Here is a 21,484-nt window from a genome sequence, read left to right as displayed (position 1 = left end):
CGGCTCAGATCGCCTTGTCGAGGAGCGACGAGATCGCCTCGGGCTTGGTCTCACCGGCCGAGCGGCCGGTCTCCTTCTCACCCTTGTAGGTGATGAGCGTGCTCTGCATCGTCGCGCCGAACTGCTTGACCACGTCCTTGCGGCTGTCGAAGTCGACGTCGAACACCTGCAGGTCCTTGAACTTCGGGTCGGCCTCAAGCTTCGACAGGATCGGCTTCTGGGCGGCGCAGGTGGTGCACCACGGGGCGGTGATGTGCACGAGGATCGGCTTGCCGGCCTTCTGGGCGGCCTCGAAGGCGGCGGGCGTGTAGGTCATCTCGGCGGCGCCGGCGGCGGTGCCGAACAGCATGGGGGCGACGGCGAAAGCGGCGAGCAGGATGCGGCGGGTGGTCATGGATGTTTTTCCTTCGTGAATTGGTCGAGGTGGAAGAGGGCTCAGTTCGATGCCTGAGTAATCGCGCGGTCGACGTTCACGCGGGTCGACCAATCCTTGGCGCTGTCCTGGCCCTTCAGATCGATGAGACGGGCGGCGGTGACGTCGACGTTCTTGAAGTCGGCCCCGGCAATGGTCGCGCCGGTGAGGTTGGCCCCCGACAGGTCGGACCCCATCAGCACCACGTCGGTCAGGTCCGCGTCGGTGAGATCGGCGTATTCCAGCCGCGAGCGGCCCAGGTTCGCCCCCTTAAGGTTGGCTCCCTTGAGGTTCACCGAGACGAACACGGCCCGCATCAGGCCCATGGACTGGTTCTTGATGTCGGCGCCGCCCTTGAGGTCGACCAAGGTCGCCCCGGCCATGTTGGCGCCCTTGAAGTCGCCGATGGGCATCGACTGGCTGAGGTCGGCGCCGCTGAGGTTCGCGTCGCGGGCGGTGATGCCGAACATCTTGGCGCCGACGAGCTTGGCGCCCGAGAGGTCGGCCTTGATGAACCAGGCCTGCTCCAGGTTGGCGCCGGACAGGTCGGCGCCGCGCAGGTTGGCCTTGTTGAGGCGGGCGGTGCGCAGGTTCGCACCCTTGAGGTTCAGGCCCGACAGGTCGAGGCCGGCGAGCGCCTTATCACTCAGGTCGATGGGCTTGCCGTCGGCCTTGGCGATCAGCGCCTCGACGTCGGCTCGGGTCATCTCGGCCTTCGTCATCGCCGCGGAGTTCATGTCGGCACCCAGGAGCAGGTCCTGCTCGGCATGGGCCGGAGCGGCCAGGAGGACGGAAGCGAGCAGAAGAGAGACGAGGCGGCGCATGGTTTCTCCCGGTTGGTTTCGCCCCGGCCCGCGGAAAGCTTCTGCTTCCTCACGGTCTTGCCGGACGGTTTTTTGTTCAGTGACGACAGTGGTATGGAATGCCGGCGCAAACGTCTGTGACCCAAGTCACCGAAGGCTACGGATTCCGAAATTATAACGCTTGAGTCGTGGGCATGGCGGCATCCAACGACCGCCGGCCCAGGGAGGACGACGATGCAGACCGCCCATCAGATCGAACGCTGGATCGAGCGATTTCCGCTGGTCCGAAATTTCAGCGCGAACCATCTCCAGATCGCGCGCGGCAACGTGCATTTCCCCGTGCTTGAGTCTGGCGCGATTGCCTACGAGCTTCAGGGTGCGTGTGCGAATTATCTCATGTGCATCGATGGGAGGACCCGGGTGTTCCGGATGTCCGAGACCGGCCGGGAGATGCTGATCTACAAGGTCGGCGCTGGCGGGACCTGTGTCCTCACCACCCAGTGCCTCCTGTCGGGCGGCGGCTTCCCCGCGCAGAGCGTCGCGGAGAGCCGGACCGAACTGGCGGCGTTGCCGGCCGACACCTTCCGCCAATTGATGCGGGAGAGCGACGAGTTTCGGGACTTCGTCCTCGACGACTACACCAAGCTCCTGACCGCCGTGTTCGACCTCGTCGAGGAGGTGGCCTTCGCACCGCTGGAACAGAGGCTTGCGCGACGCCTGCTGGTCGAGGCCGATGCAGACGGCATCGTCTGGAAGACGCATCAGGCGCTCGCCGCCGACGTCGGCAGCGTCCGGGAGGTCGTCAGCCGCCTGCTCGGGGAATGGGCCGATACCGGTCTGGTCGAGATCCGCCGCGGGCAGGTCCAGGTCATGGACCGGGCTGGCCTGGCCGCCGGAAGGCTGAACTGACCTGGAGGCGTCCATTGCCTCCAACCCTATCGGCACCACCGACTGCCAGGACTGCACGATGACGACGGCTCAGCTACGATCCACGCTCACCTGCCCGCATTGCGGACATCGGATGACGGAGACGATGCCAACCGACGCCTGCCGCTTCTTCCACGACTGCGTAGGGTGCGGTGTCGTCCTGCGCCCGAAGGCGGGGGATTGCTGCGTGTTCTGTTCCTACGGGGACGCACCTTGCCCGCCGATCCAGGAGGCTGCCCTGACGGGACAACCTCCCAGTTGCTGCGGGTAAGGGAAGCCCGCTGGTCTCAGGGGTGGACGTACGTGAAGCCCATTCCCTGGAGACGGACCAACTCGGCGACCCCGCTCGGAACGATGTCCTCCTCAGTCACGCCGTGCAGCTCGTGCCAGTCGATCTTCCTCTGGGTCAGGGTGTTTTTGCAGATCAGGAACTTCACGCCCTCGGCCTTTAGGGCGTCGATCTGGCCTGCGAGCTTGGGGTCGTTCGAGGCCATCTTGAACAGGTCGACGCCATCGCCGAAGTCGACCACCCGGACCTGGATATGGTCCTTGCCCACCGCCTCGATGTGGTTCTTCATGTTGCCGAGGATGTGCTTGAAGTAGGTGGCGTTGTCCGGCGCCCCGCCGTCGTTCTGGTAGACGACCTTCTGGTCGGAATAGTACCCCGCGGGCACCTCGCTTGCCGCCATGGCGGGGACCGCTATCAAGGCGAGAAGGGACAGCGCCACGGTGAACGTCCGGCGTCTCATGGGCATCTTCCTTCCGATGGTCGTGGTGCGGTGGGGGATCAGGCTGCGACCTTAGGCTTGGCCATCCATTCCCGGCCCTTGAGCATACCGTTCCAGTAGATGGGTAGGAGCATACGTTTCCGAGGGCAGCGGGCACAAGGAAGCGCTTCCCGTTGCTCGCTGCCGGGATCAACGAAGCCTAAACCATATCCGGATGCCCGTGTGAGAAGGGATGCTCAATGGCGTTCGCGTTGAGAGGAACATGAAGACGCCTTGTTGGCTGAATTTAAAATCTGCTTCGGGTGCATCCCAGTCCATTCCAGCCATTCATCACATCCGATGGGGCCAGTGTTTCAATGCAATTCTGCAGCCCGCACACTGACAGAGCCGTCCATATGAACTGAAGGTCAGGTAGAATTATCGCAATGTGTGGCCCCAGGCGCTGTAAGGGATGTCGCGGTCAGTCTATGTGGGACGGATGGGAGCCCGAACCGCCGCCAATCGCCTTTGTCCTGCGACCTTCCGCCGAGGCGAGCGTGGTACCCCTCCCGCGCTCGGGACAGTTTGGCTTCTATGACGATGAAGGCATTTTTGTCCGGTGGCGGCGAAGCCGGCGCCTTGATGCGCGGCATCGCGTGGGCCTCGACACCGCTCGGGGAACCCGCAACGTGGCCGAGCGACCTACGCGCCCTGGTCAGGATGGTGTTGGCCGCGCCGCACCCGACCTTCGTCGCCTGGGGACCCCGGCGCGTCATGCTCTACAACGACGCCTACGCCCCGATGCTGGGTCTGAAGCATCCAGAGACGTTGGGGCGGCCCTTCTTCGATGTCTGGCCCGAGGTCGAGGCCTCGGTGGCCCCGCTGATGGACCGCGCCTTCGGTGGCGAGGCGGTTCGCGCGGTCGAGATCGAGACCGCCCCGCTGCGCAACGGTAAACCCGAGACCGCGCATTTCTCCTTCGATTACACCCCGATGCACGACGATGCCGGTGGGGTCGCCGGCATCGTGTGCGTCTGCACCGAGACGACGGATCGGGTGCTCGCCGAGCGGAAGGTCACGGCCGATACGGAGCGCCAACGGCGGATGTTCGGCCAAGCCCCGGGGTTCATCGCCATCGTCGCCGGGCACGATCACGTCTTCGAGTTCGTGAACGACGCCTACCTGAGGCTCGTCGGCGAGCGCCCGCTGATCGGTAAGACCGTCCGGGAGGGGCTTCCGGAACTCGTCGGCCAGGGCTTCTACGAGTTGCTCGACGGCGTCTTCGCGAACGGCGAGAGGTTCCTCGCGCACGATGTCCCGATCCGGCTGCGGCGGGGAAACGGGTCCGACGAGGAGCGCTTCCTCGACTTCGTCTACGAGCCGATCCGCGACGACGCCGGAAAGGTCACCGGGATCTTCGTCGAGGGTCACGACGTCACCGCCACGCGTCAGGCCCGCGAGGCGCTGCGGGCGAGCGAGGAGCGCTATCGCAGCCTGTTCAACGCGATCGACGCGGGTTTCTGCATCGTCGACGTCGTCTTCGACCAGGCCGGCGCGCCGGTCGACTATCGCTTCGTCGAGGTCAACCAGGCCTTCCAGCGACAGACCGGGCTCACCGACGCGGTCGGCACCGGCATGCGTGCCTTGGCCCCGAAGCATGAAGACCATTGGTTCGAGACCTACGGCGAGGTGATCCGAACCGGCGTGCCGGCGCGGTTCGAGTACCCGGCCGTCGCGCTCGACGACCGATACTATGACGTCCACGCCTACAGGATCGGCCAGCCCGGGGCTTATCGGGTTGCGATCCTGTTCGACGATATCTCCGAACGGCGGCGGAAGGACGCTCGCTTGCGCGATCTCAACGCCGACCTCGAACGTCGGGTGGCCGAGCGGACGCTCGCGCGCGGACGAACCTGGGAGGTGACGCCGGACCTGCTGGGCGTGCTCAACGACGAAGGTTACTTCGAGAGCTCGAACCCGGCATGGATGAGGTTGTTGGGCTGGACCGAGGAAGAGATCCGTTCGACGATTTTCTTCGACTTCCTCCATCCCGACGACCTGGCACGAAACCACGAGGCGTTCGAGGCGATCAAGCGTGGGCAACCGGCGCTGCGCTTCGAGAACCGCTACCGGACGAAGGCCGGCGACTACCGATGGCTGTCCTGGGTCGCGGTACCGGAGAATGGAAAGTTCTACTGCACCGCCAGGGACGTCACGGCGGAGAAGGAACAGGCCGACACCCTCGCAGAGCGGACGCAGGAGCGCGACCGGATCTGGCAGGTCAGCCAGGACATGCTCGGCATCGCCGATGGCGACGGAATCTGGATCAGCATCAACCCTGCCTGGCAGCGCATCCTCGGATGGGACAGGCACGAGATCGTCGGCAAGACCTCCGAGTGGCTCGAACATCCGGATGACCGGGCGAGGACGCGCGCCGAGATCGAGAGGCTTACGGCCGGAGGTCTCACGTTGGCGTTCGAGAACAGGTTCAGGGGCCGCGACGGCGACTATCGCTCGCTCTCTTGGACCGCCGTTCCGGTCGAAGGGCTGCTCTACTGCGTCTCGCGCGACGTCACCCTTGAGAAGGAGCGCGCCGCCACCCTGCTCCAGGCGGAGGAGGCGCTGCGCCAATCCCAGAAGCTTGAGGCGGTCGGCCATCTGACCGGCGGCGTCGCGCACGATTTCAACAATCTGCTCACCGTGATCAAGTCGTCGACCGACCTGCTCAAGCGGCCGAACCTTTCCGAGGACAGGCGGGACCGGTACATCGGTGCGATCTCCGACACGGTCGACCGGGCCGCCAAGCTCACCGGGCAACTCCTGGCCTTCGCCAGGAGGCAGGCGCTCCGGCCGGTGGTGTTCGATGCCGGCCAGAGCGTGAGGTCCATCGGCGAGATGGTTGGCACGCTTACCGGTGCGAGGATCACCGTGGCAGTCCGCATCGGCGACGAACCCTGCCACGTCAGCGCCGACCCGAGCCAATTCGACACCGCCCTGGTGAACATGGCGGTCAACGCCCGGGACGCGATGGACGGCGAGGGTCGGCTCGACATCACGGTCGACGCCGTGGCTGTCGTGCCGGCGCTGCGGTCGCATCCCGCGCAGGTCGGGGACTTCGTCCGGATCGCGCTGACCGATACCGGATCGGGCATCCCGCCCGATCAGGTCGACAGGATCTTCGAGCCGTTCTTCACGACCAAGGGCGTCGGCCAGGGGACCGGGCTCGGCCTCTCCCAGGTGTTCGGCTTCGCCAAGCAGTCCGGCGGCGAGGTGTTGGTCGAGAGCGAGGTCGAACGCGGCACCACGTTCGCGCTCTACCTGCCGCGGGTGGCGCAAGATGCCGAGCCCGGGGAGACGACCGTCGCGACCGAGCAGGCCGTCGACGGACGCGGCACCTGCGTCCTGGTGGTCGAGGACAATCGGGACGTCGGAACCTTCTCGACCCAGACGCTTCAGGAGCTCGGCTACGGGACCCACTGGGTCATGAACGCCGACGATGCCTTGGCGGCGCTGGTCGAGAGCCCCGGCGCCTACGACGTGGTGTTCTCCGACGTGGTGATGCCGGGGATGAACGGGGTCGACCTCGGGCGCGAGGTCCGGCGCCTGTATCCCAGCCTGCCGGTGGTGCTGACCAGCGGCTACAGCCATGTCCTCGCCGAGGAAAGCGACCACGGCTTCGAACTGCTGCAGAAGCCCTATTCGGTCGAAGCGCTATCGCGCATCCTCCGCCACGCGGCTTCGAAACGACGGTGTCGCGGGGAGGCATCGGAGTAAGGCTTGCGGGCCGACCGCTAGGCCAATCCCTTAGGAAGGGTCCCGGGGGCGATGGTCTCGGGTGCGGCCGTTTTCCGAGGCCCCGTTCGTCTTCGGCACGCTTGCCCCGGATTCTGGGCCGTCAGAGATCTCGAACACGTATGACGCGGGCATGGCCTGCGCCCTGACGTGCGAAGATCGGAGTTGTCCGGATCGACCGGAACCGGCGAAGGGGCCTTCGTCATCGCGCGTCCTTCTTCCCTTACGCGCCCAATGCGGTCTTGCGCCGTCGCCACATCGCGACCTTGCGCAGGATGCGGGAGAGCTGCTCCACCGAGTAGGGCTTGTGAAGAAGCTCGAAACCGTAGGTCCCGTTCTTCGCCAGGACATGGCTGTAGCCGCTGGTCAGCACTACCGGCAGGTCGTGGTAAAGCCGGCGGATCGCATGCCCGAGGTCGATCCCGTCCATCCCCGGCATGACCACGTCGGAGAAGACCACGTCGAACCGCTCCGCACCCTTTGACAATTCGATGAGCGCCTCGTCGGCGTTCGCGGCCCAAACGGTCACGTAACCGAGTTCGGCGAGCGCCTGGGTCGCGAATTTGCCCACGTCGACATTGTCCTCGACCACCAGCACGCGGGTGCCATGGCCATCGACGAGGGGCTCGGGTTCGACATCGGGGATGGCCGAGGCAACGGGATCGGCCACGCGCGGAAGGTAGAGCGTGAAGGTGGTCCCGTGTCCGATCTCGCTCTCGACGTGGACGTCACCACCTGACTGCTTGGCAAATCCGATGACCTGCGACAGGCCGAGACCGGTGCCGTGTCCAACGCCTTTCGTCGTGAAGAACGGCTCGAAGATCCGGTCCATGTCAGCCTGGGCGATGCCACCGCCGGTGTCGGTTATGGAAACGGCGACGAAGGCCCCGGATGCCGGGGCCTGCACCCGAACCGGCGGGATGCCGGACGCTTCGGTCATCGCGATTACCAGTCGGCCCTGGCCGTCCATCGCATCGCGGGCGTTCACCACCATGTTGACGATGGCGGTATCGAATTGGCTCGGGTCGGCATCGACGAAGCAGGCTGCAGCCGGAATGCGCACATCGACCTCGATGCGCGATCCGGTCAGCGTGCCGACCATGTCGCCGATGGAGGTCAGGCTGCGCCCGAGCTCGAACACCTCCGGCTTGAGCGCCTGCCTACGCGCGAAGGCCAATAACTGTCCGGTGAGCTTCGCGGCGCGGTCGACCGTGTCCGAGATCGCGCCGACGTAGCGCAGGCGCCGCTCCTCCTGCAGGTCCGGGCGCTTGAGCAAGTCGGTCGACGACTTGATCACGGTGAGCAGATTGTTGAAATCGTGCGCGACGCCGCCGGTCAATTGGCCGATGGCTTCCATCTTCTGAGCCTGCCGCAGTGCCTCCTCCGCCGTGACCAGAGCGGAAGCCTGAGCCTTCTCCCGGGTGACGTCGCGCACGACGCCATAGATGAGCCCGTCGCGAGGAACCGCCGTCCAGGAGAGCCAGCGGTGATCACCGTCCTTGTGGCGGTAACGGTTCTCGAAGCCCGTCACCGTTTCGCCCCTCGATAGGCCGCCCATCGCCTCCGTCGTCCGTTCTCGGTCGTCAGGGTGTATGAAGTCGACGAATGAGGTCGCCATCAAATCTTCGACCGTCCAACCCAGCGTCTGGGTCCAGGCAGGGTTGAGGCTGACGAAGCGGGCCTCGAAGTTCGCCACGCAGAGCATGTCGCGCGAGAAACGCCAGACCTGATCGAGCTGCCGCGTACGCTCCTCGACACGGATTTCGAGTTCACGATTGGACTCACGCAGCATCGTCTCGATGCGCTTGCGGTCCGACACGTCGAGAACGAAGACGTAAAAGCCGTCGACGACGTCATCGACCCCGCGCCGCGGAAGATATCGCACGTCGGCGATCCTCGACCTCCCATCAGCATGTGGCCATTCGAGTTCCAGCCTGGCTGGTTCACCGTCAAGCACCTGCTGGAAAGCCGCCCTTCGAACCTCGAAACCGGCTTCACCTACGAGTTCGAGCACGTTCCTGCCGACCACCTCCTCAGGCGGGCGGAAGAACCAGTCCTCGTACGCCCGGTTGGCAAAGCGGTAGACGAGATCCCGGTCGATGAAGGCCACCAGGACGGGCATGGCGTCGGCGACGAGCCGAAGCTCCATCTCGCTTGCCTTGAGGCTGCGCTCCGAGATGACCCGTTGGGTCGTTTCGCTGGTGACGCAGAACATCCCGACGACGGTGCCGTCTTCGTCGCAAAGCGGCGAATACGAGAACGACCACCATGTATCCTCCGCTTCGCCGAACCGTGTCATGCGCAATGGCATGTCGCCGTATTGGCTAGGTTCGCCATCCAACGCCTTCTGAACGATGGGCCGGATTTCATCCCAGACATCGTGCCAAACGTCCGGCATCGATGCACCGAGCGCCTGTGGATGCCGCAAGCCGAGTATCGGTTGGTAGGCATCATTGTAGAAAAATGTCAGATCCGTCCCCCAGACCAAGCACATGCTCTCCGGTGATCGGAGCATGAGGTTGACGGCGACCTTCAGCGCGGTAGGCCATGCCTCCGGCGGCCCAAGCGGGCTGGTCGACCAATCCTTCGCGCGTATGAGGGCGCCGGTCTCGCCGCCGTTCAGGGGGAAGCGCCCGGACGGGGAAGGGTCGTTGGATATCATCGTCACAGGGTCTGGTCAGCGCCTCGACGCGACGGGAATGGCTGCCGACAACGGATTGAACGGCCACGTGTTGCAAGACCATATCGCAGCGCGTCCGGGAAGTTGCGCAGCGGTGCCTCGATGACACACCGAACCCCATCCTCCTGATAGGTCCTCGACGCACATGCGTCGATCATGTGGCGGCATCACCCCTCCCGACACTTCTCCATGATCCTGGTCGGCGGCTAGGGACACATGCTCATCAAGGGTGAATGTCTTGAACGTCGAGCTCCTTCAGGAATAGTATTTCCGACGAGCAAGTCCCTCGGTCCCTAGGAAAGATCCAACCATTCGAGGGGGGCGCGTCATGCCTTCGCTGCTCCGACCATCTCAGTGCGCCACACTGGCCTCGTAGCCGTGGAGATCCCGTAACGGGGCGGTGATGGTACAGATCACGCCGGTCTCGGGATAGCTCAGGTCGACCTCACCGCCGAAGCTCCCGGCGAGCCCGCGTCCGATCAACCGCGTGCCGAACCCGGTCCGCGTCGGCGCGACGACCGAGGGGCCACCGGTCTCCATCCAGCGCAGATGTGCCTGAGGCTCCGAGGCGGTCGCATCCACTTTCCATGTGATCGCGACGCGACCCTTGCCGTTCGAGAGCGCGCCGTACTTCGCTGCGTTGGTCGCCAGTTCGTGCAGCATCAGGGAGAGCGACAGCGCCGCCTTCGAGCCCACCAGAACGGGGGGCCCCTCGATTGCGAAGCGTCCGTTCTCGTCCTGGTGCAGCTTGACCGCGTTCTCGATCAGGTCGGCCAGCGGCGTCGTGCTGAGGGTGCCACCGAGCAGGAGGTCATGCGACCGTCCCAGCGCCACCAAGCGGTCGGCCAGCACGTTCTTGGCGGTCTCCATGTCCTTGGCCCCACGCATCGTCTGCGTGGCGATGGACTGCACCATGGCCAGCATGTTCTTCATGCGGTGACTCAGTTCGAGGTTGAGCGTGCGCTGCTGGTCCTCGGCCTCAACCCGGGCGATGGCCGCACGCGTCCGGTCGGCGACGTTGCGAAGGAACCCGACCTCTTCGTTGCTCCAAGCGTGCGGCGTCGCCTTCAATGCGAAGAACAGCGTGACGAAGCGACCCTGCTCCATCACCGGGTAGTTGGCGAGCGCCAGGGCGCTGATCGCGACCAATCCGTCTTGACCCGCGGTGCGACGGTCGCGGGTCGTATCCTCGATCAGGACGATCTCGCCTGCCTTGAGGTCTTCGATGTAGGAGCCGTAGTCGCGGAACCGGTGGGTTCCAGCGACGCTCGCGACACCCGGCGGCGTATGATCGAAGGCGATCTCGATTGTCTCAGCCGCGTGATCCACCGCCCCGCAACCGGCATGCGAAAGGCCCAGCGTCCGGCCTAGGATCTCCGATCCTATCGCGACGATTTCGGCCCTATCGGACTTGTCCCTGAGACGGTCGCCAAGCTCCAAAAGTCCCGTGCGGCGAGCTTCCGTATCCTTGCGCGCGGTGACGTCCTGGAACATCGCGCCGAAGCGTTGTCCGGTCTCCTTGTAGGCCCGCACCTCGAATGTGCGTCCGAGCTCCGGGATGCCGATCTCGAAGATTTCCGGCACGCCGGTTTCGACGACGCGTCCATAGGAGTCGAGAACCGATTGAGGGACGTCGGCGATGACCTCGCGCACCCTGCGCCCTACGGTCTCCAAGGAAAGTCCCGACTGAGCCGCGAAGGCCGGATTGATCTCCAGGAACCGGTAATCCACGACCCCGCCGTCGGCACCTCGGATGAGCTCGCCGCTGAAGAAGCCCTCCACCATGCCGCTGAACAGGCCACGCCAGCGGGCCTCGCTATCGGCGACGAGGCGGTCGGCATCCTTCTGCCGGGTGATGTCGCGAGAGACCGAAAGGATTTTTTCGGGGCGACCATCCGCCCCCGGGATCGGTGTCACCTGCACGTCCCACCACAAGGGCCGACCGGTCATCGTGTCGGCGACCCCCTGGAAATGGCCGGTGCCGCCGGCCTTAGCGGCATCCACCGCGGCCTTGGCATCGTCGCGGGTCGGGCCCTGCCAGAATTCCGGCCAGGGACACCCCATCACGGTGTTGAAGTCGTCGATCTCCAACGCCTTCAACCCACCCTCGCTCATGAAGAGGATGTTGGCGTCGAGATCGAGGACCTTGATGCAATCCGCCGAGGCCGCGAGGACGCTGCTGGTGAAGGCGGCGCTGGCGCGCTCCTGTTCCGCGGCCAGACGTTGCGCGGTGCGGTCCCGCAGGATCTTGATGAAGCCGATGGCCCGGTCCGCGTCGTCACGCAGGGCCATCATCTCGCCGTTGGCCCAGAAACGCTCGCCGCTCTTGCGGATGTGCCAGCGCTCGTCGACGCCGCGACCGACCGTCAAGGCGCTGTGCATCTCCTTCTGGGCGATCCCGGCCGCGCGATCCTCGGGCGTGAAGAACACCTCGGCCGGCTTGCCGCAGATGTCGTCAGGCTCCCAACCGAGGATGCGGGTCGCCCCTTCGTTCCAGTTGGTCACCTCGCCGTCGAGGTTCATCACCACGATGGCGTAGTCGATGGCACTTTCGAAGATCGCCCGGTAGCGGCCTTCACTGGCTCGCAGGGCGGACTCCCGGTCGAGGCGCTCGCGGGCGACGGACAGGAAGCGGGCGATGGTCGAGAAGAAGCTCAGCGTCTCGTCGTCGAAGGATGCCTCGGACGTCGATCCGAACGAGATCACGCCGCGCAGCTTGCCCTGGCTCTCGATGGGATAGCCGGCATAGGCATCGAGCCCGGCGTCCCGAGCGATGGCATGGCGAGGGTCGGTGCCGGCCTGCAGGTCGGAGAGGATCAGGGGCTGCCCGTTCGTGGCGACCAAGCCGCAAAGGGGAATGTCGCACGAAACGCGGCGAAGGGCCTCGTGGGTTGCGCGGTCGGCGCCGACCGAATGGGTCAGCGCGAGGTGGGATCCGTCGTCCGAGAGATCGTACGTAAAGCTCTGGTCGAACCCGAGATAGCTTGCCTCGGCCTTGAGGATCGGGGCGAGCACCGAGGCGGGGTCGCTCGCGGTCAGGAGGCTGACCGAGGTCTCCGCAAGCGTGCTCAAGCGCCGTTCACGACGAAGCTCGGCGCGCTGGTTTCTCACGATCCCGTCCTGGTGGGCGACGACGCGACGCAACTCCATCTGGGCCATCGTCTGGCGCGCCAGACGCCGCAGATCCTCGGCTTGGGCCCGGGTGAGGCCCTCCGGTCGCGGCTCCCGGTCGATCACGCAAAGGCTGCCCAGGACGTGGCCCTCGGACGTCCGAAGCGGCGCCCCGGCGTAGAAGCGGATGAACGGTTCGCCCGTCACCAGCGTGTTGGCACGGGTGCGTGGGTCCAGGGTCAGGTCCGGGATGACCAGGAGGTCGGGTTCAGCGAGGACGAACTTGCAGACCGACCCATCGAGGTCGGTCTGACACTGCGGGAAGCCGACCCGCGCCTTGAACCACTGTCGGTCGAGGCCGACCAGGCTGACCAGTGATACCGGGACGTCGCACAATCGAGCCGCCAGCTGAACGATATCCTCGAAGCCCTCCTCGGCGAGAGTGTCGAGGATATCGTAGCTGTCGAGGGCTGCGAGCCGGTCCGCGTCGAAGACCTCGGACGGAACGGGTGACGTCGATATCATCGGACGTCTCCTCGCAGTTCCGGAAGGATAGCGTCGGGGCGAGGTGTCAGGTCATCGCCGGGTGGCGTGGCCTCGACCGCGATGATCTCCCCGTCCGGCGCGTAGATCGCGCCCAGCACGGTGTGGAAGTGTCGGCGCACTCGGGCGTGGCAGTCGCAGCAGGCGGCCTCGGTCCGCGCGCGGTCGAGCATGTGGATGCGACCGCGTCCGATGTGGATCAGGCCCTGGTCCTGAAGCTTGGTCAGCACCGTCGTGACGTAGGTGCGGCCCACACCGAGCATGCCGCCCAGGACGACTTGGGTGATCGGCAGGGCATCCGTGCCGACCCTGTCCTGCAGGCCGAGGAGCCACCGCAACACGCGCTGCTCGATGGGATGGGCGGCGTTGCAGGCAACCGATTGGAGCACCTGCGCGAGCAGGCAATCGGCGTAGCGCACGAACAGGTCGTTCAGCGTCGGGGAAGCCCGCTTCGCTTGCCGCAGGTGATCCGCGTCCATGCGCAGGACCGTGCCCTCGACCTGGATCACGCACTGGGTGAAGGCGGGCAGGTAACCGTGGCTGACAACACCGCCGACCGCTCCCTCATGCCCGACCGTCGCGGTCTCGACCGTACGGCCGCCGCTCAGGGGCACCATCAGGGTGGCGACCGTCCGGTCGAGTGGGAAGCTGACGTGGGATACGTCCTCTCCGACCCGGAACAGCAGGTCGCCCCGAGCATGCTCGCCGCGGACCAGATGCGGCGTGAGCAGCGCCACGTCTGACGGCGCGAGAGCAGCGAGGAGCAGGTTGCCCGCAAACGGGTGACCGGGATCGCTCGACATTGGGGGTGGGAGTTCCGGCCGCCGACGGTCGTCGACGAGGGTATTCATGGCAGGATCGCCGTCCGCCCACAATCGTACATTTTACGGGACGTGACACGATCCCGTCAGGCGCTGGATCGGGGAATTGTCCGTGGTCATGGCGGCATCCGGACGAGGGACCCGGAACCTGGCCCGGATGCCGGGTCTTGGGTTCGAGCGTCGGCATCCAACCGGCCATAAGGAACGTCATGTCGAGCGATACGGAAAAGCACCACGCGCTGCTCAGCGGGCTCAAGGCGGCCATGGGCAAGGGCGACGGGTCCTTCGAGCAGGCCGTCACCAACGCCTTCGAGCACGTATTCGAACACCTGGATCGCCTGAACTCACACGTCTTGGTGGGTGGGCGCGATGGCGAGGATCGTCCGCTGAAGGATGGCGAGTCCTCGACCCTACGATAGGGCATTGCCCCCATCCTCGTGGCAGGCAGGCCTGAAAATTTACGATTTCGATATCGATCAGAAGCGCTTCAGGTCAGCAGTCTGAAGCCGTTTTGGACCTTCCGCTGCCCAACGGAAAAAGCCGCCCTCGCTAGAGGAGCGGCTTTTTCTTTACTCTAGGTTGTTATAAAGCGGAACTATGGGGTCTGAAGGCAGATCATTGGGTCGGCTATCAAAGCGGGCGTATTAGCACTGCCGTAGTGCAGGACCACCATGATGTTGGGGATATTAATCGCCGGGTTCGCGCCATGTGCAGTAGCGCCCCGGTATGGGTCGCTATTTCCTGCAGCGTTGTAGTATTATTGGCTTTGACGATGAGAGCAGCCGAGCGGAGGAGTAGGCCTCTGTCGATAAGACCTATGTCTGCTTGAAGACATCAGCCACCGAAAGCAGCCAGACCGCTACCCATCCGATGCAGATCATCGGGCCGGTACCAGGGGCGGGATGTGGACCGCTACCCTGCCGGGCGGTTCTGCAATCCGAGCAACCCGGCCGAATAGATCAGCGAGACAAGAAGGGCAGCCGCGAGGGCGGCGGCGGCACCAAATGGCTGGACCATCAGGTGGATTGTCAGCAGCGTGAGGCCGAAGCCGAAAACGCCTTGGATCGTGATGCCCGCCAACCGCGCCATCGCCGTCCCGCCGACCCGACGGTGCAGGATGACGAAGGTGCTCGTGAGGGTGAGCGGATAGGCGGCGATGATACCGGTCCGCGCCGGTCCCAAGGCCGCGCTGAGTGCCAGGACCCCCGTCACGAAAAGCGCCACGGCCGCCGCCCTGACGACAAGATCCAGGGGACGCGGCCTCGCGACCGCTGCGCTCCGCGCGAGGATCGTCCGCGCGGCGGGCCGGGTCAGGAGCACCCCGGAACCGTAGACGGCCGCATTGAGAAGGAAGGCGGTCGCCGGCGTCCAGGCGACCGCGGCGATAGGAATGGCGGCGGCGACCCAAGCCAGTGCAGCCGGGCCCAGAGCCGGGACCACACCCCGGTCGGTCGCCCGTCTGGCGTAGACGATCAGGAACAGCCCGGTGGCCGCGTTCGCCGCGAACCCGCTCAGGGCCGCCCCGGCGACGAAGGCTGCGTCGTGCTCCAGGACCATGAACACGTAGACCGGCCCGGCGGTGACCGGCAGGCTGATAATGAGCGCTCCCCAGACCGGTCCGAGGAACTCCGCCAGCACCGAGGCTAGCACCACGACGGTTCCCGCCGTCAGCGCCCGGACGAGGCCCGTCACCCAGATCGCCGTCAGGATCGCATCCCGACCCTCATGAAGCTGCCGGCCCGGATCACCGCGGTGACCCGCCGGCTCAAGCCGGGCCCGCGCGTCGGCGCATGGTCCCGGGATACGCGCCGCGTGCGAAGTTCCCGTGGTCGTCCACCGTGAAGTACCATCCGTGCGTCACCCTCACCCGCATCTTCTCGCGCAGGTTCGGCACCGTCAGGTCGTCGTGCTGCAGGGCCGCCCCTCGGATCGTCGAAGCCCTCAGGTCCGGCAGGATCGCCTCCGCCGTCAGCGTGCCGTCCGCCGGGATGAGTTCGTAGACCTCCCGCATCACCGCGTCCCAGAAATCCCACGCACGCACGCGGCCCATCTGCCTCTCCAGGCGCTGCATCCGCTCGCGCATCCCAGCCAGCTCCTCCTGCGCCGCGTCGAGAGAAGCGAGCGCCTCGTTCAGAACCGCGTCTCGGGCCGCCAACGCCATCTCGTGGTTGCGCTCATCGATGATGGACTTCACGGCGGCATCCGACTGCGCCTCCATCCACATGGCCGTCGCGAGCGCTCCGAAGGAGGCCTGGAGCCGTTCCGGGAGACCCTTCAAGTCGAGCTTCGGCCTGTAGTTTCGCTTGATCTTCCATGCGACCAGCAGCGGACCGAGCTCCCGGTTCGAACCGGCCACCTCGGTGAGTGCGATGAGCCCCGGGCGGATGGTTTTCAACGACACCGGCATATCGTTGAGCAGCAGTTCGTCGGCGACCTGATCGAATTGCTCTTCGGTCGGCATCGGGCACTCCAAGACACGCCCCAGCCTCGCGAATCATGGTTAATTGTTCGTTCGTGCCGATGGTAGCGGTAGCGGGTCACGCTACCCGCTACCGCTACCAGCGATGACTTCAACCCCGCCGGCGCGATCGCTCCGGGGAAGGCATCACCCCGGCAGGATGCCGTCCGTCACCCTCACGACGCTGCGCCCGTTGCCCCGGCGCTCGACACGCACCTGGACGGCGATGCGATCGATCATCGCGGCCACGTGGGTGATCACGCCAACGCGCCGGCCCTGACCCCGGAGGGTCTCCAGGGCATCGACCGCGACGTCGAGTGTCTCGGCGTCCAGCGACCCGAAGCCTTCGTCGATGAACAGGGTGTCGACGAAGGCCTGCCGCCCCTCCAACCCCGAGAGCGCCAGTGCCAGGGCAAGCGCGACGAGGAAACGCTCGCCACCGGAGAGGCTGCGGGTGCCACGGAGTTCGTCGCCCATGTCCCGATCGAGGACGTGCAGGGACAGTTCCGCCGCCCGGCTGCGGACGAGCCGATAGCGCGGGCTCAGGACATTGAGCTGCTCGTTGGCCAGCCGGGCGAGGTGCTCCAGGGTCACCCCTTGGGCGAAGCGTCGGAACCTGTCGCCGCCGGCCGAACCGACCGCCGCGTCCACCATCTCCCAATGACCGAGACCTTCCCGGGCGGCCTCGATCTCGCCCGAAAGGTTCGCCGCCTGCCCGCGGGCCGCGTCGTCGCGTGCCAGTTCGGCGTCCAGGGCACCGTGACGGCGTTGGTTCGCCGCGACGAGGTCGGCGATACGTGCCACCGCGGCCTCGGTCCCCGGGACGTCGATCGCCGGGCGGGCTCTAAGGCCGTCGACGTCCGCCCGGCGGGTGGCCAGCGCTGCGACGGCCGCCTCGTGGCCACGGAGCAGGCGATCACGGGCATCGCGAAGGGCCAAGCGGGTCCCGGGCGGCACGGCGAGCAGGATCATCACCGCGTCCGGCGCCCGATCGCCGCATTCTGTCATGAAACGCTCGCGTGCATGCCTGGACAACTCCGTGGCCCTCCTGAACTGGGCGAGGGAATGCTCGTTCGCGCCGGAGGCCGAGGCGTGGACCGCGATCGCCGAGCCCACCGCCTCGTCCGCCGCCCTCAAGGCTGCACGGGCCGTATCGCTGACGGCGTTGATGCGGGCACGGTGGATGCCGGTCGGTTCGCCTCCGAGCAGGCCGGCACGCCGCCGGCGCGCATCCTTCAGCGCCTCCGCCCGATCACCCGCCGCCCGTTCCGCACCGTCCCTTGCGATCGTCGCCGTGGCCTCGGCTTCCACAGCCACGGCCAGGAGGGGGGAGCCGGCGTCCAGTTCGCCCTTGAGGATACCGTGGCGGTCGCGGAGGTCCCGGTAGGCGGCACCGATCCGCGCAACGCGGGATGCGGTGGCGTGCGGGTCCCGGTCGAGGTCGGCGAGGTCGAGCCCGGCGACGACGAGGTACGGTCCCAATTCGCGATCGAGGGACTCCACGCGGTCAAGGAGTTCGCCGACGAGCGAACGTCCTCCTGCGGCGAGGAGCGCCGCCTCGTGTCGCGGACCCGCCTTGCCCGCGATGATGCCTTCGGCGGTGACGATCTCGCCCTCTGCGGCCTCGATGGACCGACCCTGCGCCCGGATCTCCCCGTCCAGTCCGCGCACCCGTTCCAGGACCCCTGCCACGGTGGAGCGCGCCGAGCGGGCCGCGTCGATCATCGCGTCGAGGTGGAGGGAGGCCTCCGGTCCCGGGCCGAGCGGTGGCACCGGCGCCAGGCCCGCGGCACCGCAGGACGAGGTCAGGCCGGGCAGGAGTTCGGCGTAGGCGAGGGCGTCGTTCGACAGCCGAACCGCCGCCTCGTCACCCTCGCGTGTCGCGGTCTCCAGCCGGGCCGTCGCGCCCGCCTCGTCCGCGATCGCCGCGGCGATGTCCGAGCCGGCCCCGGCGATTTCCGCATCGATGAAGGCCCTCCGCGCGCGCAAGGCCTCGGCGAGGAGCGCCAGCTCGTCGGTCCCATGGTCGCCATGCGCGACGGGGTGGTCGGCCGATCCACACACCGGGCAGGGACGGCCCTGGATGAGGGCGATCCGCATGTGCGCCGCCTCGGCGGATGCGCTGCGCTCGGCGAGGTCCGCCAGGGTCACGATCTCGGCACGCCCTCGGGCTGCCTGGCTCTGCGCCGCCTCCGCCGCCACGCGCCGCGCCGCCGCCATGTCGCGGGCTGTCGTCGCTTGCTCGCCGCTCGCACGTGCGCGTCCGATCTCTGCCTCGACCCGTCCGAGACGGAGCATGAGGTCGCCGGCGGTCGAAAGCCGGGCCAGGAGTTCCCGGAGATGGGCGTCGCGGGCTTCCGCAACCTCGACGTCCAGGCCCCGGCGCTCGACCTCGATGGTCGCGCGGGCCGCCATGAGACGCGATCGGGCCTCGCGTGCCGACGTCACCCGATCACGCGCGACCGCCGTCGCGGCATCGGCCGCCGCGACGGCGGCCTCGGCATCCGTGAAGGCAAGACGGGCCGCCGCGATCCTCGACGTCAGCGTCGCCCTCTTGTCGAACATCCCCGCGATCTCCGCGGCCTTGACGGCGAGCGGTTCGGCCATGGCATCCGCGTCCATCCGCTGGGCCACCTCGGCAAGCCCGGCCACGAGCGCGTCTTGGGCTCGGCTAAGGCCGATGCGCCGGATCCGTGCCGCCTCGAACCCGGCGCCCGCTTCCATCGCGTTGACGTTCGCGGCCTCCGCCTCGCGATCGAGCCCGGCGAGTTGCGCGTCGAGGACCTCGGCGGCACTCCATGCGGGGGCGAAGGCACGAACGTCGGCTTCCACGGCCTCGGCCGCGGCCCGCGCCGTGACATGCCCGGCACGGGCTTCGGCGAGCCCGGCCTCCGCGGCCTCGACGTCCGCCTGGGCCCTGTCGCGAAGCTCCGCGGCGGCGGCGAGGGTGTCCCTGGATGAGGCGACGGCGTCCGCCGCCCGCCGCAAGGGCTCGACGGCGTCGAGTTCGGCCAGCCGGGCGGCATCGGCGTCGCCGGCCCGGACGAGGGCCGCGGCCTCGTCGGCCCGTGCCGCCGCCTCCGCCAGCTGCGTCTCGGCCGCGGCCAACCGCCTGGAATGGTCGAGGGCCGAGGCCAGGGCCGCCTGTTCGGCGACGAGGCCCGGCATCGCGTCCTCGATCGCCTTGACCTCGACGAGCCTCGCATCCCGGTCCCCGGCGTCGAGGAGGCCGATGGCCTCGTGCCGCGCGACCAATGCGGCGTGGGTGGCCCGTTGCACCTCGGTGCCGGCATGGACCCGCTTCGAGATCTCCGAATAGACGGCCGTGCCGGTGATCTTTTCGAGTAGCTCGGCCCGATCCGCCTCGCTCGCGAGGAGGAAGGTGTCGAACTCGCCCTGGGCCAGCACCACCGTGCGCCGGAACTGCTCGAAGGTCAGGTCGGTGGCGGCCTCGACCGCCGCGAGCACCGCGGTCTTGCCGGTGGCGATCGGGGCGCCGTCCTCGATCCGGGACAGGCTGCGACCCTCGTTCTGAAGGCGTCCATCCGCCCGGCCGCGGGCCCTGTACACCGTCCAACGCGCCCGGTACCCGATGCCGACCCGGCCGATGAAGTCGACCTCGGCGAAGCCTTCGCCGGCCCCCCGGCGCAGGATGGCGCGCGGGTCGCCGGAGGCCATGGGCTGTCCGCTCGGGTCCGGCACCTCCTCGCGCCGTGCGGCGCTCACGCGGGGAAACTGCCCGTAGAGCGCAAGGCATAGGGCGTCGAGGATCGTCGACTTGCCCGCCCCGGTCTCGCCGGTGATGGCGAACATGCCCGTGTCGCCGAGGGGGCCTCGGTCGAGGTCGATATCGAACGGCGCGGCGAGGCTCGCGAGGTTCTCGCCGCGGATCGCGAGGATGCGCATGGATCAGGACCGGGCCGGGGGTCGGGGGCTCATGCGCCCGCCGCGGCGCGGTGGAACACGTCGAGGTGCGGGGCGGCGGGCTCGACCTTGTGGGTCCGTAGGAAGGCGAGGCGGAACAGGTCCTCCGGGTCGCGCTCGGCGAGACGGACCGCCGGGATCCCTTCGGGCATCAGGTCCGGCACGGCTCCCTCGACGCTCGCGACCCGGACGTCGACCACCCGCACCGGGAACCCCTCGGCGATGCGATCCACCTCGGCCCGGTGACCGGCCGGCAGTCCCGCGCGGGCGAGCTGGATCTGCAGGAACGGCCGGACCTCGACCGGCAGGGCGGGATCGAGGTCGAGGGCCGCGAGATGATCGCCGAGCTCGCCCAGCGTCATGTCGCCGGCCTCGGGCAGGCGCAGGAAGGGGACGGGGCGGTCGATGACGACGTGCTCCGTCCGAGCCGGGCCGTCGCCCACGGTCACGATGGTGACCCCGTGGCGGTAGGCCAGCTCGGCGGCCGAGAGCGGGATGAGGGACCCGGAATAGCGCACGCCGGGTCGGCCGATCTCCTGCGCGCGGTGGAGGTGGCCGAGGGCGACGTAATCGGCGTCCTCCGGGAAGACGTCGGACGGGACGGCATGCTCGCCGCCCACCAGGATCCGACGTTCCGCCCCCTCGGATTCCAGTCCGCCGGCGACGTGCAGGTGCCCGGTGACGAGGTATGGCAACCCCGCCAGTGCCGGCCGGGCCGCGTCGTGCAGGGCGGCGTAGAGGTCGCGCACCGCCCGGACGATCGGCGAGCCGGCCTCGTCGCGGACGCGGCCCACGGCGAGGCCGGGCATGCAGGCGGCTGTGGGATACGACACGCCGAGCACGTGGCCCGCCACCGCGCCGTCCTTGCGGATCGGCACCAGGTGCCGCGAAAGGTCGAGGGCACCGTCCGACCGCCTGACGTTGCCGACGACATGGACGCCGATGGCGTCGAGGAGGGCGCGCGGCGCCTCAAGGCGGCCGGCGGCGTCGTGGTTGCCGGCGGTGACCACGATCGTCATGGCGGGTCGGGCGCGATGCAGGCGCACCAGCAGCTCGTAGAACAGGCGCTGGGCCTCGCCGGACGGGTTCTGGCTGTCGAACACGTCACCGGCCATGACCAGGGCATCGACCTCGCGCGCCTCGACGATCGCCACGAGGGCATCGAAGACGCGGGCATGTTCGTGGTCCCGAGCGAAACCCCGCAAGGTCTGCCCGATGTGCCAGTCGCCGGTGTGCAGGACGCGGATCATGATGCCGTGACTAGCGAAGTTTCCCTGGGCTGGCGAGGGGGAAGCGTGCGGTTTTT

At 67.3% G+C, this 21,484-nt stretch carries 14 protein-coding genes; 4 read left to right on the top strand and 10 right to left on the bottom strand.

Going from position 1 to position 21,484, the window contains the following annotated elements:
• Nucleotides 1-4 precede the first annotated feature (4 nt).
• Nucleotides 5-394 carry a thioredoxin family protein gene (locus MKK63_RS25350; protein WP_244006587.1) on the bottom strand — a complete coding sequence of 130 codons (390 nt, stop codon included), beginning with the start codon at nt 392-394 and terminating at the stop codon, nt 5-7.
• Nucleotides 395-435: 41 nt separating this feature from the next.
• Nucleotides 436-1,236: a pentapeptide repeat-containing protein gene (locus MKK63_RS25345; RefSeq protein WP_244006584.1), complete on the bottom strand. Its 801-nt coding sequence runs from the start codon at nt 1,234-1,236 to the stop codon at nt 436-438.
• 213 nt (nt 1,237-1,449) lie between these two features.
• Between MKK63_RS25345 and MKK63_RS25340 the strand changes: the two genes are divergently transcribed.
• The gene (locus tag MKK63_RS25340) at nt 1,450-2,124 is read left to right on the top strand and encodes a Crp/Fnr family transcriptional regulator (protein WP_244006581.1); all 675 of its coding nucleotides are present in this window, start codon (nt 1,450-1,452) and stop codon (nt 2,122-2,124) included.
• Nucleotides 2,125-2,182: 58 nt separating this feature from the next.
• Nucleotides 2,183-2,413, top strand: coding sequence for a GDCCVxC domain-containing (seleno)protein (locus MKK63_RS25335; protein ID WP_244006580.1), 231 nt, complete (start codon nt 2,183-2,185; stop codon nt 2,411-2,413).
• 16 nt (nt 2,414-2,429) lie between these two features.
• Here MKK63_RS25335 and MKK63_RS25330 read toward each other — a convergent pair whose 3' ends face one another.
• Entirely contained in the window at nt 2,430-2,891 is a 462-nt protein-coding gene (locus tag MKK63_RS25330) for a DsrE family protein (protein WP_244006579.1), read from the bottom strand.
• Nucleotides 2,892-3,443: 552 nt separating this feature from the next.
• On the opposite strand from MKK63_RS25330, the gene MKK63_RS25325 reads away from it, so the two are divergent.
• Nucleotides 3,444-6,623 carry a PAS domain-containing sensor histidine kinase gene (locus MKK63_RS25325; protein ID WP_244006578.1) on the top strand — a complete coding sequence of 1,060 codons (3,180 nt, stop codon included), beginning with the start codon at nt 3,444-3,446 and terminating at the stop codon, nt 6,621-6,623.
• 241 nt (nt 6,624-6,864) lie between these two features.
• Here the strand turns inward: MKK63_RS25325 and MKK63_RS25320 are convergent, their stop codons facing one another.
• From MKK63_RS25320 to MKK63_RS25310, 3 genes are all read right to left on the bottom strand, one after another.
• Nucleotides 6,865-9,303 carry a PAS domain-containing protein gene (locus MKK63_RS25320; RefSeq protein ID WP_244006577.1) on the bottom strand — a complete coding sequence of 813 codons (2,439 nt, stop codon included), beginning with the start codon at nt 9,301-9,303 and terminating at the stop codon, nt 6,865-6,867.
• 369 nt (nt 9,304-9,672) lie between these two features.
• The gene (locus MKK63_RS25315) at nt 9,673-12,957 is read right to left on the bottom strand and encodes a GAF domain-containing protein (protein ID WP_244006576.1); all 3,285 of its coding nucleotides are present in this window, start codon (nt 12,955-12,957) and stop codon (nt 9,673-9,675) included.
• Nucleotides 12,954-13,778 (bottom strand): Crp/Fnr family transcriptional regulator, encoded by an 825-nt coding sequence (locus MKK63_RS25310; protein ID WP_244006637.1) that lies wholly within the window; start codon nt 13,776-13,778, stop codon nt 12,954-12,956. Before MKK63_RS25310 ends, MKK63_RS25315 begins: the two co-directional genes overlap by 4 nt.
• A 227-nt stretch (nt 13,779-14,005) precedes the next feature.
• Here MKK63_RS25310 and MKK63_RS25305 point away from each other — a divergent pair, with 227 nt between their 5' ends.
• Nucleotides 14,006-14,215: a hypothetical protein gene (locus MKK63_RS25305; RefSeq protein WP_244006574.1), complete on the top strand. Its 210-nt coding sequence runs from the start codon at nt 14,006-14,008 to the stop codon at nt 14,213-14,215.
• A 493-nt stretch (nt 14,216-14,708) separates the two neighbouring features.
• On the opposite strand, the gene MKK63_RS25300 is transcribed toward MKK63_RS25305, so the two are convergent.
• From MKK63_RS25300 to MKK63_RS25285, 4 genes are all read right to left on the bottom strand, one after another.
• Nucleotides 14,709-15,488: a hypothetical protein gene (locus MKK63_RS25300; RefSeq protein ID WP_244006572.1), complete on the bottom strand. Its 780-nt coding sequence runs from the start codon at nt 15,486-15,488 to the stop codon at nt 14,709-14,711.
• Between the two features lie 73 nt (nt 15,489-15,561).
• A complete protein-coding gene (locus MKK63_RS25295; RefSeq protein ID WP_244006570.1) occupies nt 15,562-16,257 on the bottom strand; it encodes a DNA-binding protein in 696 nt (231 codons plus the stop codon).
• A gap of 144 nt (nt 16,258-16,401) precedes the next feature.
• Complete coding sequence (locus tag MKK63_RS25290; RefSeq protein WP_244006569.1) at nt 16,402-20,160, bottom strand: AAA family ATPase; 3,759 nt, start codon at nt 20,158-20,160, stop codon at nt 16,402-16,404.
• Between the two features lie 29 nt (nt 20,161-20,189).
• A complete protein-coding gene (locus MKK63_RS25285; protein ID WP_244006568.1) occupies nt 20,190-21,428 on the bottom strand; it encodes an exonuclease SbcCD subunit D in 1,239 nt (412 codons plus the stop codon).
• Between the last annotated feature and the right edge of the window lie 56 nt (nt 21,429-21,484).

The sequence above is a fragment of the Methylobacterium sp. J-088 genome (genome assembly GCF_022829295.1).
Lineage (GTDB): Bacteria > Pseudomonadota > Alphaproteobacteria > Rhizobiales > Beijerinckiaceae > Methylobacterium.
Note: the sequence above shows the minus strand (reverse complement) of the source record. Positions and strands in the feature narration are given on the sequence as shown.

Bases quoted from the DNA above. Each gene is read 5' to 3' on its own strand.
- MKK63_RS25325 (WP_244006578.1), top strand. From the start codon at position 3,444: ATGACGATGAAGGCATTTTTGTCCGGTGGCGGCGAAGCCGGCGCCTTG.
- MKK63_RS25330 (WP_244006579.1), bottom strand. From the start codon at position 2,891: ATGAGACGCCGGACGTTCACCGTGGCGCTGTCCCTTCTCGCCTTGATA.
- MKK63_RS25350 (WP_244006587.1), bottom strand. From the start codon at position 394: ATGACCACCCGCCGCATCCTGCTCGCCGCTTTCGCCGTCGCCCCCATG.
- MKK63_RS25340 (WP_244006581.1), top strand. From the start codon at position 1,450: ATGCAGACCGCCCATCAGATCGAACGCTGGATCGAGCGATTTCCGCTG.
- MKK63_RS25315 (WP_244006576.1), bottom strand. From the start codon at position 12,957: ATGATATCGACGTCACCCGTTCCGTCCGAGGTCTTCGACGCGGACCGG.
- MKK63_RS25320 (WP_244006577.1), bottom strand. From the start codon at position 9,303: ATGATATCCAACGACCCTTCCCCGTCCGGGCGCTTCCCCCTGAACGGC.
- MKK63_RS25285 (WP_244006568.1), bottom strand. From the start codon at position 21,428: ATGATCCGCGTCCTGCACACCGGCGACTGGCACATCGGGCAGACCTTG.
- MKK63_RS25295 (WP_244006570.1), bottom strand. From the start codon at position 16,257: ATGCCGACCGAAGAGCAATTCGATCAGGTCGCCGACGAACTGCTGCTC.
- MKK63_RS25335 (WP_244006580.1), top strand. From the start codon at position 2,183: ATGACGACGGCTCAGCTACGATCCACGCTCACCTGCCCGCATTGCGGA.
- MKK63_RS25310 (WP_244006637.1), bottom strand. From the start codon at position 13,778: ATGTCGAGCGATCCCGGTCACCCGTTTGCGGGCAACCTGCTCCTCGCT.
- MKK63_RS25305 (WP_244006574.1), top strand. From the start codon at position 14,006: ATGTCGAGCGATACGGAAAAGCACCACGCGCTGCTCAGCGGGCTCAAG.
- MKK63_RS25290 (WP_244006569.1), bottom strand. From the start codon at position 20,160: ATGCGCATCCTCGCGATCCGCGGCGAGAACCTCGCGAGCCTCGCCGCG.
- MKK63_RS25345 (WP_244006584.1), bottom strand. From the start codon at position 1,236: ATGCGCCGCCTCGTCTCTCTTCTGCTCGCTTCCGTCCTCCTGGCCGCT.